Below are 12,435 nucleotides of genomic sequence, written 5' to 3' on the forward strand. Positions count from 1 at the left end.
TTTGATGTGCGGTCGAGAAACACGCGCTGGGGTGGTCGGACCGGTGCTGAGCGTCGAGCAGAGCGACGGCAGCAATTGATCGAGGCTGCGACCGAGATTTGGAGTGAGAGCGGTTGGGCCGCAGTGACTATGCGCGGCGTGTGCGCCCGGACAGGGCTCAACGATCGATACTTCTACGAGGACTTCAAGACGCGCGAGGATCTTCTCGTCGCAGCGTGGGATGGCGTTCGCAATGACATGCTCGGCGAGGTTTCCGCGCTCTTCGACGAGCGTGTGGATCGGCCGCCGATCGAAACCATCACCGCGGCGATCGCCATCGTGGTCGACCGGATCGCACGCGATCCTGGCCGGGCGCACATCCTCCTCGCTCAGCATGTAGGTAGCTCACCGCTGCAAGATCGCCGCGCTGTGGCGCTGCAGGAGGCAACGCAGTTGGTCGTCGAGGCAAGCCGGCCACATCTCAGAGAAGACGCCGACGAGACGGCCCTTCGTATGGACACTTTGGTTGCGGTGGGGGGGTTCGTCGAAGTCATCACGGCCTGGCACTCCGGTTTGCTCGCGGTGACCGAAAAGGAAGTGGTCGCGCACACGAGCCGACTGGCTGAAACCTTGGCTCAACGCTACGTCGTCAGCGGCTGAGGCTTAACCTTTCCGTGAGTTTCGAGGCCGACTGCACTTGTCTGTATGACTGTCGCCTTGACCCGCCACCGGGCATCCAATCCGTGACGACAGGCGCGCTGTCGATTGTTTGGAGGAACGACGCAGAAACAGTGTCTTTCTGCGTCGCCCTCCTCACGCACTTTTGCTACCCCGGCTGAGCGATGACCTTCTGTGAGCCGTCTTGGTCGAACAGTTCCTTGCTCCATCGCTCCAGGACCGCGGTGCTGTCCCAATCATCAGGGTGGAAGCCGGGGCGGTTGTACGAACGGAATCGCTGCAGCGCATCGGCGGTGAACATCGGGGTGCGACTGAAGCGACGTAGGCTACGCACCAACGTGACCGGGTTATACGAGGCCTTGTCAGAGGCCATCGACAGCGCAGTCTGCAGAATGAGTTCGCCGAACAGAATTGCAGAGGCGATCCGCATGCCCCGTACGCGGGTGCGCTCGGTGCCTCCAATCAGCCGATAGGCGTCGAAGGCGACGGCTTTGTGCTCCGACTCCTCGAACGCATGCCACAGCAGAATCGGTCGAACCTCTGTCTGTCCGATGAGCTTCTGCGCGTCATCGCTGGTGAGAATGATTTCAGCGAGCGTCGCGGTGTAGTGCTCCAATGCAGAGGTCATCGACAGCCGCATTTCTGGCGAAAAGCGCCGCTCCAATCGCTTGATCAGGCGTGCGACGTGGCGGTCGATCCGCGCGGTCGGATAACCCATGGCCTGGAGCCGTTCGTTGAGGAGCCGATGCTGGTGTCGGTGTGTGGCCTCTTGCCCGATGAAACCCTTGACCGCTGTCAGCAATTGGGGATCGTCGATGGAACTCTGGAAATACTTGACCGAGCGGATGAAGAAGTCTTCCCCTTCCGGGAAGGTCGCAGAAAGCACCGAGATGAAATGGCTCATCACCAGGTCGCCATCCACGAAGTGTCGCCGCTTCGTGGAGGTGGGCATGGGGAAACGAACGCGCCGGGGTTTTGGCAATACACGGCTCTTGGTCGAGGCTCGATCTTCCGGCATCTTGACGGGGTCCTTCCTCCGTTGCGTGATCTGACTTTAGGCCTTGTCACATGAGACTGCCAGAATGTAGGGCATGAGTCCAGCACGTGTTTATGGCGGGCTGTCCGCAACTCAACGCGATGCGCAGCGCCGCGCACTGCTGATTGACGCCGCGGTCGCGCTCATGGGCAAGCAGGGAGCCGCCGCGTGCACCGTGACCGCTGTGTGTACGGAGTCAGGAGTGACGAGCCGGTACTTCTACCAGCAGTTTCGCGACAGAGACGCGCTCCTGCGTGCGATGTTCACCAAGATCTCCACCACCTTCCAAGCCGTGATCACCAAGGCGATACCGGATGACACCGTTGCTCCTCAAGAACTCGCTTACGCTCCGATAAAGGCCCTGGTTCAGATGATCGAGAACGATCCCAGCATGGCCCGCATATTGTTTGTCGAATCGGGCGCTGAACCCCTGCTTCGGCAGCTGCGAAGCGAACTGATGTCCGAATTTGCGGAGCTCGTCCTCAGAGAGGCCCGCCTGCATCTCGATATACCCAGCGAGGTGATTCAGGTCGCAGATCTCGCCGCTACCTACGGTGTCGGGGGCCTGTTCGAGATTCTCCGTCGCTGGATAGACGGACAACTAAACCTATCGACCGAAGTGCTTATCGAGCATTGTGCGGGTTTTCTCGGCAGTCTTGGCCTGTATACCCTCGGCCAGAAACCTGACCCGGCCGCTTCGCACATCCAGGTCGATATCAACTCCCCGGCGGGCCACAACAGATGAGACCGGCGGTATTTTCGCCGACACGCTGCGGCGTCACGCTACCGAAGGCTGGTACACCACGATGTGGTCGAGTACGCGTTTGCTTAGCAAACCCCCTGTCGGCCCCGGTTCAATCCTGAGCAGCCTGCGCCGGTTGAAAAATGAGCAGATTTACGGGTTGAGTCATCCTTCCCAGGGTGGTCGCGCAGTGCAGCGTATTGACGACGCCTTCTGTATGGAGCTAGTGAAGTGATCCAGCGTGACGACGACGAATAACCCGGACGCGGACGCGACCAGCTGGCCGGTGGCTTCCTCGCGCAATTCTGTCCGCACTTCGAGTTTCCGGCCGGTTCTGGACACGAGCTCCGCGCTGACCTCGTAGGGAACCCCCAGCAATACCGGCGCGAAGAACTCGGTGTCGAGCTTACGGGTGACGGCCATCTCACCGACGACGTAGAGCAGCATGCCCACCGTGTCGTCAAGAACCGTCATGACTGCGCCGCCATGTGCGATCCCGGGTGCGCCGCGATGTCGGCCGTCGAAGATATGCCTGGCGCCCACCCCGTCGCCACGCCGACGCGCTCGCAGGCGATGACCGTGCGGATTGTCTGTGCCGCAACCAAGGCACCACGGATGGTGCGCATCGAGGTAGTCGCCGTCGGCGGCGATAACACGATTCTGAAAGTTATGCCACCACGCGATGGCCGAATCTTCTTCCGCTTGCTCGTCGATGACGAAATCCTCCTAAATAGGACCACGCAGTGCATGGACCACCATGCGACTGAAGAACTGCGCCGACGTCGGCTGGGCTGATCGCCCGAAGACAGTATGTAAAGGACTCGTTAGCCCGCCGAGATCATCGCTGCGGTACACCTTCCAGTTCCGTCACTATCAGCCATTTGGTCCTGCCCCGCAATACGCCCTCGACGCTGTCGCCGCATAGCTCGCCCGATAATGCTCGGGGTCGTCGTCGGTGCTATAGGGGTCATACCAAATCCTGTCCCCCACAGCGGTGACGGTCAACCTCGCCTTCTGCACAAGGGTCACGAACGTCACCGACCGCGTTCTGGGCGAAGCGCTGAACATCGTCATGCTGCCAATCGAGAAACCAGTAGTCTTCAGGAAACTCGATTGATTTGAAGTGCCACTCACAGATAGCCTTTCAGATGAGCTTCGATGCCGGTATCGACAGTGCCAACGGATCGACTGGCCGTTTCGAGGGCTTCGACGAGGCGCGTTTCGGCGTCCGGGATCGTCGCGGCGACTTTGGCCGCAGCTAGACTACGACTCCGTAGCGATGTGCCGGCATCCGTGGCTGCGGCCGCAAGCGTAGACCACGCTTTGGAAGCATGTCGGGCCGCGGCAGCCGCTTCGGCAGTGGCGGCGTCATCTAGGAGATCGGCGATGTTCTGGCAACCGTCTGCCTGCAGCGTACGAAAGAGCCCGCCGCCGGTACCGGCTTTCTCGATGAACGCCCCGAGCCCGAACAATGCCGCGGTCAGGGCATCGTCATCGAACAGCGTTGGCCAATGCCCTACGTCATCGGCGAAGTCCTGCACACCCTTCAAACCGGAAGATTCGACTTCAGCTGCCTCGATGCGCAGTAGCGGCGCACCTACGGCACCGCCGCGCATGAACGCTGCGCTCGCGGCGAGTGCAGCGGCCGCGATCGGCCCAAGGTCTGGCACTCGCTCTGGCCAGTCGACGTGATATGTGGTGTGCCGGGTAGGTGTGGGAAACCCGACCGAGGACCGCGCCCGGCGTAGGTCGTCGTAGGCCACCGTCTGGGTTGTCTCGCGGTCATTATCGACCACATAGGCGACCCGTTGTTCGTCATCGTATCCGGTGATGACAATGTCGTGACGGCTCATGTGCAATCGGACGCGCAGGTAAGGAAGTTCGCCGATGTCAGCCCAGACCATGACGGGTCGACCTTTGTCGATTTCGTCGGTCACAAATGCCCATCCCACGTCCGGGTCATCGGTCGATCGCACGACGAACTTTGCGCCAACCCGGGAGAGGTAATCCTGTTCCAGGTCGCTTCCTCGTCCTACCAGGTACACCTGGGGGAACAACTGCGTAGAGCGGACGTACGAGAAGTCCAAGACTCCGCCGAGGGTGAAGACCAATCCTTCACTGAGTGCTTCTGTCCCCCATCCGAGTTGGGCCCATTCAGTAAGGTCACGAAGCGCACCGGAACCACAGTGCCCTCCCCTCCTATGGGGATAGGGAACTTGAATCCTCGTCATCGCCGCTTCCTTCCTTGTCAGTAGCACTGTTGAGACTCGTCAAAAGCTACGTTTCATCACGGCTTCCCGGCTGACAGTAGGTGCCAACACCAACACGCGTGACCGCAGCCAACCTCAGCCGCGCATCTCGACAGCCTATGGCGATGGGGCACATTGACTTTCGATCGCTAGTCCTGCATCAACACGTCAACGGTAAGAGCCACAGACGCGCAGCACTCAACCGTTGTACTCAGCTCGCTTGCTCCCGTGGTCGCGCTCCCGCGCTTCGGCTGCTTTATCAGAATCGGATGAGTCCTCGGATGTTGCGGCCCGATCGCATATCCGCGTAGCCTTCGTTGATCTGATCGAGGGTGTACTCACGGGTGATCAGCTCATCCAGCTTGAGGTGTCCGGCGTTGTAGAGCTCGACGAGCCGCGGGATGTCGTGGGCGGCGTTCGAAGAACCGTACAGAGCGCCGCGGATCTGCTTTTCATACAGCGTCAATTCCAGCAGTGAACCCGACATCGAGGTGTCTTCGGGGTGCCCGATCGCGGTAACGACCACACGGCCGCGTTTACCGACCAAGGACAGCGCCTCGCCGATGTAGGACCCTTCGGCGACATCGGTGGTCAAGACGCAGACATCGGCGAGTTTGCCGCGGGTGATGTCACTGATCAGTGACCAGGCCTCGTCGATCGTGGCAACGGCATGCGTCGCACCGAAACCGCCGGCTTGTTCACGCTTGAACGCCACCGGATCGACAGCCACGATGTTCAACGCGCCCGCGATGCGGGCACCCTGAATCGCATTCATGCCGATGCCACCGGCTCCGATCACCGCCACGGTATCCCCGGCACGCACCTCACCGGTGCGCACCGCCGACCCGTACCCGGTCGTCACACCACACCCGATCAACGCCGCCTTGTCCAGCGGTGTCCCCTGGTCGATTTTGACCAGAGACGCCTTGGGGACCACGGTGTATTCCGAGAACGTGCCCAGCAGGCACATCTGGCCGACGTCCTCACCCCTGGCATGGAAACGGTAAGTGCCGTCGATCTGGGGTCCCATCATGAGCGCGGCACCCAAGTCGCACATGTTCCCCATCCCCCGCGCGCAATAGGAACAGTGCCCGCACGACGGCAGGAACGTCAGGATCACCGAATCGCCCTCGGCGACGTTCTCGACACCCGCACCCACTTCGACCACGGTGCCGGCACCCTCGTGGCCACCGACGACGGGCAGCGGAATGGGCAGGTCGCCGGTCACGAGGTGTTCGTCGGAATGGCACAACCCGGTCGCGGTCAGCTGGACGAGCACTTCATCGGGGCCGGGAGGATCCAACTCGATGTCCTCGACTTCCCACTTTTCTCCTAGGCCCCACAGCACTGCAGCACGTGTCTTCATGTGTGTCCTTACCTTTCTTGGAGGGTGATCGGGGCGTATTGCCTTAGGCTTCGATTTGCCCAGGGACGTCGGGTATGGCTTTCATGTGGTTGCTGTGTTCGATGGCCGAAGGAGATTGGCCGCCCGGCGTTCCGCGACGACTCGACCGCTAATTGAGAGATGCGATGTGATCGCTGTGTAAGGACACGCCGGCGTGGTCGTCTGTTGGGTTGGTGGCACCTATGACGAGGACGGAGGTGGTTGTGGCGCAACAACTGTGGGCCGGTGTAGATGCTGGCAAGTCTGATCACCACTGTGTGGTCATTGATGCTGAGGGAAGTCGATTGCTCTCCCAGCGGGTCGCCAATGACGAGGCCGCACTGCTGGCGCTGATCAAGGCGGTTGCGGCGTTGGCCGATGGGGGTGAGCTCACCTGGGCGATCGACCTCAACGGCGGCGGGGCGGCATTGTTGATCTGCTTGTTGATGGCCGCTGAACAGCGGTTGCTCTACATCCCCGGCAGAACCATTTACCACGCCTCGGCTAGTTACCGCGGAGATGGCAAGACCGACGCCAAAGACGCCGCGATTATCGCCGATCAGGCACGGATGCGCCGCGACCTGCAACCGTTGCGGGCCGGTGATGACATCGCGGTCGAACTGCGCATCTTGACCAGTCGACGCGCTGATTTGGTCGCCGATCGCACGCGGGCAATCAACCGGCTGCGTGCCCAGCTGCTGGACTACTTCCCCGCCCTGGAACGCGCATTTGACTACAGCAACAGCAAGGCGGCGCTGCTGCTGCTCAGCAGCTACCAGACCCCCGACGGGCTGCGCCGTGCAGGTGCTGCTCGCCTGGCTGCATGGTTGCGCAAACGGAAGGCTCGCAATGTCGATGCCGTCGTAGCCACAGCGCTGGCGGCGGCCAACGCCCAGCACACCATCATGCCCGGACAACAATTGGCCGCCACCGTCGTAGCTCGCCTGGCCAAGGAGGTGATGGCCCTCGACATCGAAATCGGCGACACCGACACGATGATCGAGGAGCGATTTCGCCGCCACCGCCACGCCGAAATCCTGCTGAGCATGCCCGGATTCGGCGTCACCCTCGCCGCAGAGTTCCTGGCCGCCACTGGCGGCGACATGAGCGCATTCGACTCCGTCGACCGCCTCGCCGGCGTCTCCGGCCTGGCACCGGTTCCCCGCGACTCCGGACGCATCACAGGCAACCTCAAACGCCCACGACGCTACGACCGCCGACTCTTGCGCAGCTGCTACCTGTCGGCACAAATCGCCATCCGCACCGACCCCGCCTCGCGCACGTACTACGACCGCAAACGCGCCGAAGGCAAAACCCACACCCAAGCCGTGCTCGCTCTGGCCCGACGACGCCTCAACGTCCTGTGGGCAATGCTCCGCGACCACACGCCATATCAACCCACCGCAACTACTGCCGCGGCGGCTTGACAACGTCATTGAGAATCTCCTTAACGTCAGTGTTTCGGTCGCAGTGGATTGATGATTCACGCCAGCGTCTCGATGATGAGGTCACCGTCGGCGAACTGGCGGCGCAGCTTCTTCTTGTCGAACTTGCCAGTGGAAGTCAGCGGAATGTCGGTGACGAACGCCCACCGTTCCGGTAGCCACCACTTGGCCACCCGCGCACGCAGAAATTCGGTCAGCTCCGCCGCGGTGGCGGTGCGGGCGGCAGCCAGGACGACCACCGCCAGCGGCCGTTCCTGCCACTTGTCGTCGGGCACTCCAATCACCGTGGCGGTGCGCACCGCAGGGTGAGCGGCCAACTCGTTCTCCAATTCCACCGAGGAGATCCATTCGCCCCCGGACTTGATGACATCCTTGGAGCGGTCGGTCAGCGCGATGAGCGCGTCCGCGCTGATCGTCCCGACGTCCCCGGTACGCAACCACCCGTCCGGCGACGCCGCCGGACTGTCATTCTCGTAATACGACTGAGTGATCCACGGGCCGCGGACTTGAATCTCCCCCACCGATTTTCCGTCCCACGGTTGTTCTGCACCGCTGTCATCGACGATGCGGGCCTGCACACCGGCCACCACCCGGCCTTGGGTTGCGCGCAGGTGAAGCGACCTCTCCGGGGTATCAGAACTCCGCGGCAGAGCGACCGAGGCCAGCGGGGAAGTCTCAGTCATCCCCCAAGCCTGCACAATGCGGATGCCCAGCTCGTCATAGGCGGTCATCAACGACCGCGGAACCGCCGAACCACCGCAGGCCACCATCTTCAGCGAACTCACGTCATGGCCAGGATTGTCGCGCAAGTAATGCAGAACATCGGTCCAGATTGTCGGCACCGCCCCCGCCATCGTCGGCCGCACCGCCTCGATCATCTCCACCAAAGGCCCCGCCTGCAGGAAACGGTCAGGCAGCAGAAGCTGCGCGCCGGCCATCATCGCCGCATACGGCAACCCCCACGCGTTGGCGTGGAACATCGGAACGATCGCCAACACCGTGTCGTCATGACCGATGCCCAAGGCATTCGAGGTGCACGCCGCCTGAGAGTGCAACCACGTCGAACGATGGCTGTAGACAACACCTTTCGGGTGCCCGGTGGTACCGCTCGTATAGCACATCGCTGCAGCCGACCGCTCATCGACATCGGGCCACTCGAACGTACTCGACTGGGCGGCCACCACATCGTCGTACCGTAGGACGTCCTTTCCGCACCCCTCGACCGCGGCAAGATCGCCGGTTCCGGTCACTAGCACCGTGCGCACCGAGGTCATCGACGGCAACGCCGCCGCCAAAAGGGCAAGCACCGTACTGTCGACGATGATCACCCGATCCTCGGCATGATTGGCGATCCACGTCAGCTGTTCCGGCGGCAGCCGCAGGTTCAACGTATGCAGCACCGCGCCCATCGACGGCACCGCCGCGTAACAGTCCAGATGCTCCTGGTTGCTCCATTGCAGCGTCGCGACACGCTCATCTCCACGGATGCCGATCTGGCGCAAAGCATTTGCCAACCGTGCCGCACGCTCACCCACCTCGCGATAGGACACCCCAGAGATCTGCCGGGGTCCGCGCGCAGTCAGCACCTCGCGATCGCCATGGACTGCCGAAGCATGGGCCACGATCGCGGGCACAGTCAACGCAACGTCCTGCATCGTGCTCCTCATCGCACACCCGCCCTACAGCCCGCGGTGAGGCGAGGGTCACGCATCGATGAGGTCCTGCCGATTCTGGCTCTCCAGCATCAACCGGTACTCGGGGAACAGGTTCTTGGCCTGCGGGATCAACTTGATCAACTTCGGCACCGGACCTTTCGCACGTACCGTTCCCTTGGCCATCGCCATCGTCAAGTTCACCTTCCCCAACCAGAACTTGTTCCCCGTGTCTGCCGACATGAACAACTCCACGTTGGGCACCGCGGTACTGGCCGCTCCGGTCTCCACCACCTTGTTCGGCATGTCCACCGTCACAACCGCATCCGGATCTGTGTAATGCACCCGCAACACCACACCCGAATTCGCGAGCTTGTCCGCCAGACCCTCCTTCTCCAAACCCCGCCGAAAGATCCCGCCCAGGAAGGCATAGACCTCGTCCTCGTCCCTAAATACCGCCACCGTCAACCTCAACTAACCTCATTGTCAGAACAGAACAGAACAGAACAGGCACCGACTTCTGACGCTGCTCCTCCGGAAAGAATCGTCATGCTCGTTGGGAAACCCCACTAGGTCCTGATGCGCTGCGCCAAGGCGACCGCCGGGCAGCCGCTAGCGTTCCTTTGCCAGCGGGGCTGGATGGCAATTGTCACTGAAGTACCTCTCCAAGACACGCGTCGCATCCGCCGTCGTCGTTCCCACCGCCTACGCACCGCCGGCACCTCAGTCCGAGCCGGCGAGCACCAGTTCGGCCCGTTCGACGGCGACTTGCTGCGTGATGACCCGCTTGCTGAACATGAAGTCGCGGGGACGGTTGATGCAGTCGGCGGCAAGAAGCTCGCCGGCACGGAGGTAGAAGCAGGTGAAGTCGCGCTCCCGGGTCGGGTCGCCGCTGAGGACGACCTCGTCGTACCCGGTGTTGAGACCGGCGATCTGGAGCTTGAGGTCGTATTGATCTGACCAGAACCATGGAAGGGCCGCTATCTTCTTGGACTTCCCACAGACGGTCGCGGCGGCGACCTTGGCCTGCTCGGCCGCGCTCGGCACGGACTCCAGGCGGATGCGACGGCCGTAACGGGCCATGTCGTGGCTGGCGCAGTCCCCGGCGGCCACGATGTCGGGGTCGCTAGTCCGGGCCTGATCGTCGATCACGACGCCGTTGTCGACGACCAGGCCCGCGGTGGCGGCGAGCTCGGTGTTCGGCTCCACGCCGATGCCGACAATGACGAGGTCGGCGGGAATTGATTCGCCACCGGCCAGGATTACTTCGCGGACCCTGCCGTCGCCGGACAGAGCCTCGACCAGCGTGCCCGTCCGGATGTTGACGCCCTCCTCCCGGTGGATCCGGTCGAAGAACTCCGATACCTCCGGGGCGGTGACCCGTTCAAGGACGCGCCCGGTCGCCTCGAGCAGGGTGACCTCCAGACCCAGTGCACGCAACGAGGCGGCTGTCTCCAGTCCGATGTAGCCGCCGCCGACGATCACCGCCCGACGCCCGGGGCCGGCGGCCTCTCGGATCATCTCGCCGTCCGCGGCGGTGCGTAGGTAGAAGACTCCGGCCAGGTCCGCTCCCGGGGTGGGGAGCCGACGAGGCCGGGCGCCAGTGCACAGCGCGAGCTTGTCGTAGGGCAGTGCGTCGCCGGTACTCAGCACGACATGACCAGCCGAGCGGTCGACCGCCGCCACCGTCGCATCCAGGAGTCGGATCCGCTGCTTGGCGTAGAAATCCGAGTTGCGGATCGCGAGTTCGGCCAGTTCGCATTTGTCGGCCAGGTACGACTTGGACAGCGGGGGCCGCTGGTAGGGCAACGCCGACTCATCGCCGACGAGGACGATTTCGCCGTCCCACCCTTCTCGGCGAAGACTGGCGGCGAGCTGGGTGCCCGCGTGGCTGGCCCCCGCGATGACCGCTCGCTGCACGGTCATGCGCCACCTTTCGGGGTGAGGCGGACCATCAGCTTACTGATCCCCCTCACGAAGTTGGACTGCACGTACTCGGGCTCACCGACGACCTCGATGTTCTCGAACCGCGGAAGCAGCTCCTCCCACAGGATCCGCAACTGCATCTCGGCCAGCCGGTTACCCATACAGCGGTGCACGCCGAAACCGAAGGAGATGTGGTTACGGGCGTTGGCCCGATCGATAATCAGGTCATCGGGCCGATCGAACACGCGCTCGTCGCGGTTGCCCGAGGCGTACCACATCAGGACCTTGTCGCCCTTGCGGATGAACTGCCCGTTGAGCACAGTGTCGGCCTTGGCGATCCGGCGCATATGCGCGAGCGGGGTTTGCCACCGGATGATCTCCGAGACCATGTTGGGGATCAGCTCGGGGTTCGCCTTCAGCTTCTCAAACTGGTCAGGGAACTCGTTCAGCGCCAGAACACCACCGCTCATGGAATTGCGGGTCGTATCGTTGCCACCCACGATCAGCAATACCAAGTTGCCCAAGAACTCCATCGGGCGATCGATCAGGTCCTTGGTGCTCTCGTCGCTCTGCAACATGGTGATCAGATCGAAGCCGGGCAGCTCTCCGGCAGCTGTCCGGGCTGCCTTGTCCCGCCAGTGAGCGCTGAGACCTCTAGCCATATCGACCATGCCGCGAAATATCTCGTCGTTGTCCGAGGGCCCACCGTTGGCTTGCTCCATGGAGGTGGCGAGATCGGACCATTGGACGAGCTTGCGCCGCTGCTCGAACGGGAAGTCCAGCAGCGTGGCCAGCATGCGCGCGGTTAGCTCGATCGAGACGTGCTGCACCCAGTTGAACGGTTCGCCAAGCGGCAGAGCGTCGAGCACGTCTACCACCCGCTCGCGGATGAGGCCCTCCATCTCACGCAGGTTCTTCGGTGCGACCACACCCTGGACAGCCTGCCGTTGCCGGTCGTGTTTTGGGGGGTCCATCGCGATGAACATCGCAATGTCGAGGAAGCGCGGCGGGCTCCCGATGACGATGAACGGCTCGGAGGAGAAGACCTCGTGGTTCTTGTCGACGGCCACGATGTCGGCATGCCGCGTCACCGACCAGAACGGGCCGAACGCGCTGTGGGCCTGATAGTGCACGGGAGCCTCGTTGCGTAGGCGCTCGTAATAGGACTTCCAGCGACCCTGACGATAGAGGAAAGGATTGCTAAGGTCGATGTCGGTCAGTTCAACCTCGTCAGCCGGCGGGATCGGTCGCTCGATGAAGATTTTTTCACCGTTGGTGCCGGTGACCCAGCGCCGCGTTCTGTCGTAGAGGTGGGCGCCCTGGATTATTCGGTCCATCGGAATT

At 62.5% G+C, this 12,435-nt stretch carries 12 protein-coding genes; 4 read left to right on the forward strand and 8 right to left on the reverse strand.

Translation table 11 applies throughout. The features are described 5' to 3' along the window. Positions 1–6 precede the first annotated feature (6 nt). Positions 7–639 carry a TetR/AcrR family transcriptional regulator gene (locus tag C0J29_RS17850; protein ID WP_074319847.1) on the forward strand — a complete coding sequence of 211 codons (633 nt, stop codon included), beginning with the start codon at positions 7–9 and terminating at the stop codon, positions 637–639. A gap of 166 nt (positions 640–805) precedes the next feature. Here the strand turns inward: C0J29_RS17850 and C0J29_RS17855 are convergent, their stop codons facing one another. Further along, positions 806–1,675: a metal-dependent hydrolase gene (locus C0J29_RS17855; RefSeq protein WP_012394820.1), complete on the reverse strand. Its 870-nt coding sequence runs from the start codon at positions 1,673–1,675 to the stop codon at positions 806–808. A gap of 73 nt (positions 1,676–1,748) precedes the next feature. Here C0J29_RS17855 and C0J29_RS17860 point away from each other — a divergent pair, with 73 nt between their 5' ends. After that, positions 1,749–2,438, forward strand: coding sequence for a TetR/AcrR family transcriptional regulator (locus C0J29_RS17860; protein ID WP_012394821.1), 690 nt, complete (start codon positions 1,749–1,751; stop codon positions 2,436–2,438). A gap of 162 nt (positions 2,439–2,600) precedes the next feature. Here C0J29_RS17860 and C0J29_RS34425 read toward each other — a convergent pair whose 3' ends face one another. Beyond that, the gene (locus C0J29_RS34425; RefSeq protein WP_016889187.1) at positions 2,601–2,978 is read right to left on the reverse strand and encodes a PaaI family thioesterase; all 378 of its coding nucleotides are present in this window, start codon (positions 2,976–2,978) and stop codon (positions 2,601–2,603) included. Here C0J29_RS34425 and C0J29_RS34675 point away from each other — a divergent pair. Further along, positions 2,946–3,230, forward strand: a complete 285-nt coding sequence (locus C0J29_RS34675) for a hypothetical protein (protein WP_012394823.1) — start codon at positions 2,946–2,948, stop codon at positions 3,228–3,230. The two genes, C0J29_RS34425 and C0J29_RS34675, sit on opposite strands and share 33 nt — an antisense overlap. Before the next feature lie 335 nt (positions 3,231–3,565). Here the strand turns inward: C0J29_RS34675 and C0J29_RS17880 are convergent, their stop codons facing one another. Together C0J29_RS17880 and C0J29_RS17885 are read right to left on the reverse strand one after the other, a co-directional pair. Next, a complete protein-coding gene (locus tag C0J29_RS17880; protein WP_042789224.1) occupies positions 3,566–4,666 on the reverse strand; it encodes a BtrH N-terminal domain-containing protein in 1,101 nt (366 codons plus the stop codon). Positions 4,667–4,943: 277 nt separating this feature from the next. Further along, entirely contained in the window at positions 4,944–6,050 is a 1,107-nt protein-coding gene (locus C0J29_RS17885) for an NDMA-dependent alcohol dehydrogenase (protein ID WP_012394825.1), read from the reverse strand. 242 nt (positions 6,051–6,292) lie between these two features. On the opposite strand from C0J29_RS17885, the gene C0J29_RS17895 reads away from it, so the two are divergent. Continuing rightward, on the forward strand, positions 6,293–7,495 hold the full coding sequence (locus C0J29_RS17895; RefSeq protein WP_174814885.1) for an IS110 family RNA-guided transposase: 1,203 nt from the start codon (positions 6,293–6,295) through the stop codon (positions 7,493–7,495). Positions 7,496–7,551: 56 nt separating this feature from the next. On the opposite strand, the gene C0J29_RS17900 is transcribed toward C0J29_RS17895, so the two are convergent. The 4 genes from C0J29_RS17900 to C0J29_RS17915 form a co-directional block, all read right to left on the reverse strand. After that, complete coding sequence (locus C0J29_RS17900; protein ID WP_081283115.1) at positions 7,552–9,168, reverse strand: fatty acid--CoA ligase; 1,617 nt, start codon at positions 9,166–9,168, stop codon at positions 7,552–7,554. A gap of 48 nt (positions 9,169–9,216) precedes the next feature. Then, the gene (locus C0J29_RS17905) at positions 9,217–9,627 is read right to left on the reverse strand and encodes an SCP2 sterol-binding domain-containing protein (protein WP_016889191.1); all 411 of its coding nucleotides are present in this window, start codon (positions 9,625–9,627) and stop codon (positions 9,217–9,219) included. A gap of 261 nt (positions 9,628–9,888) precedes the next feature. After that, the gene (locus C0J29_RS17910; RefSeq protein WP_012394828.1) at positions 9,889–11,091 is read right to left on the reverse strand and encodes an NAD(P)/FAD-dependent oxidoreductase; all 1,203 of its coding nucleotides are present in this window, start codon (positions 11,089–11,091) and stop codon (positions 9,889–9,891) included. Then, positions 11,088–12,428 (reverse strand): cytochrome P450, encoded by a 1,341-nt coding sequence (locus C0J29_RS17915; RefSeq protein WP_046188902.1) that lies wholly within the window; start codon positions 12,426–12,428, stop codon positions 11,088–11,090. The genes C0J29_RS17910 and C0J29_RS17915 overlap by 4 nt, the downstream gene beginning before the upstream one ends. Between the last annotated feature and the right edge of the window lie 7 nt (positions 12,429–12,435).

This window comes from Mycobacterium paragordonae, from assembly GCF_003614435.1.
Lineage (GTDB): Bacteria > Actinomycetota > Actinomycetes > Mycobacteriales > Mycobacteriaceae > Mycobacterium > Mycobacterium paragordonae.

Bases quoted from the DNA above. Each gene is read 5' to 3' on its own strand.
- C0J29_RS34675 (WP_012394823.1), top strand. From the start codon at position 2,946: ATGTCGGCCGTCGAAGATATGCCTGGCGCCCACCCCGTCGCCACGCCG.
- C0J29_RS17910 (WP_012394828.1), bottom strand. From the start codon at position 11,091: ATGACCGTGCAGCGAGCGGTCATCGCGGGGGCCAGCCACGCGGGCACC.
- C0J29_RS17885 (WP_012394825.1), bottom strand. From the start codon at position 6,050: ATGAAGACACGTGCTGCAGTGCTGTGGGGCCTAGGAGAAAAGTGGGAA.
- C0J29_RS17860 (WP_012394821.1), top strand. From the start codon at position 1,749: ATGAGTCCAGCACGTGTTTATGGCGGGCTGTCCGCAACTCAACGCGAT.
- C0J29_RS17855 (WP_012394820.1), bottom strand. From the start codon at position 1,675: ATGCCGGAAGATCGAGCCTCGACCAAGAGCCGTGTATTGCCAAAACCC.
- C0J29_RS17900 (WP_081283115.1), bottom strand. From the start codon at position 9,168: ATGCAGGACGTTGCGTTGACTGTGCCCGCGATCGTGGCCCATGCTTCG.
- C0J29_RS17880 (WP_042789224.1), bottom strand. From the start codon at position 4,666: ATGACGAGGATTCAAGTTCCCTATCCCCATAGGAGGGGAGGGCACTGT.
- C0J29_RS17915 (WP_046188902.1), bottom strand. From the start codon at position 12,428: ATGGACCGAATAATCCAGGGCGCCCACCTCTACGACAGAACGCGGCGC.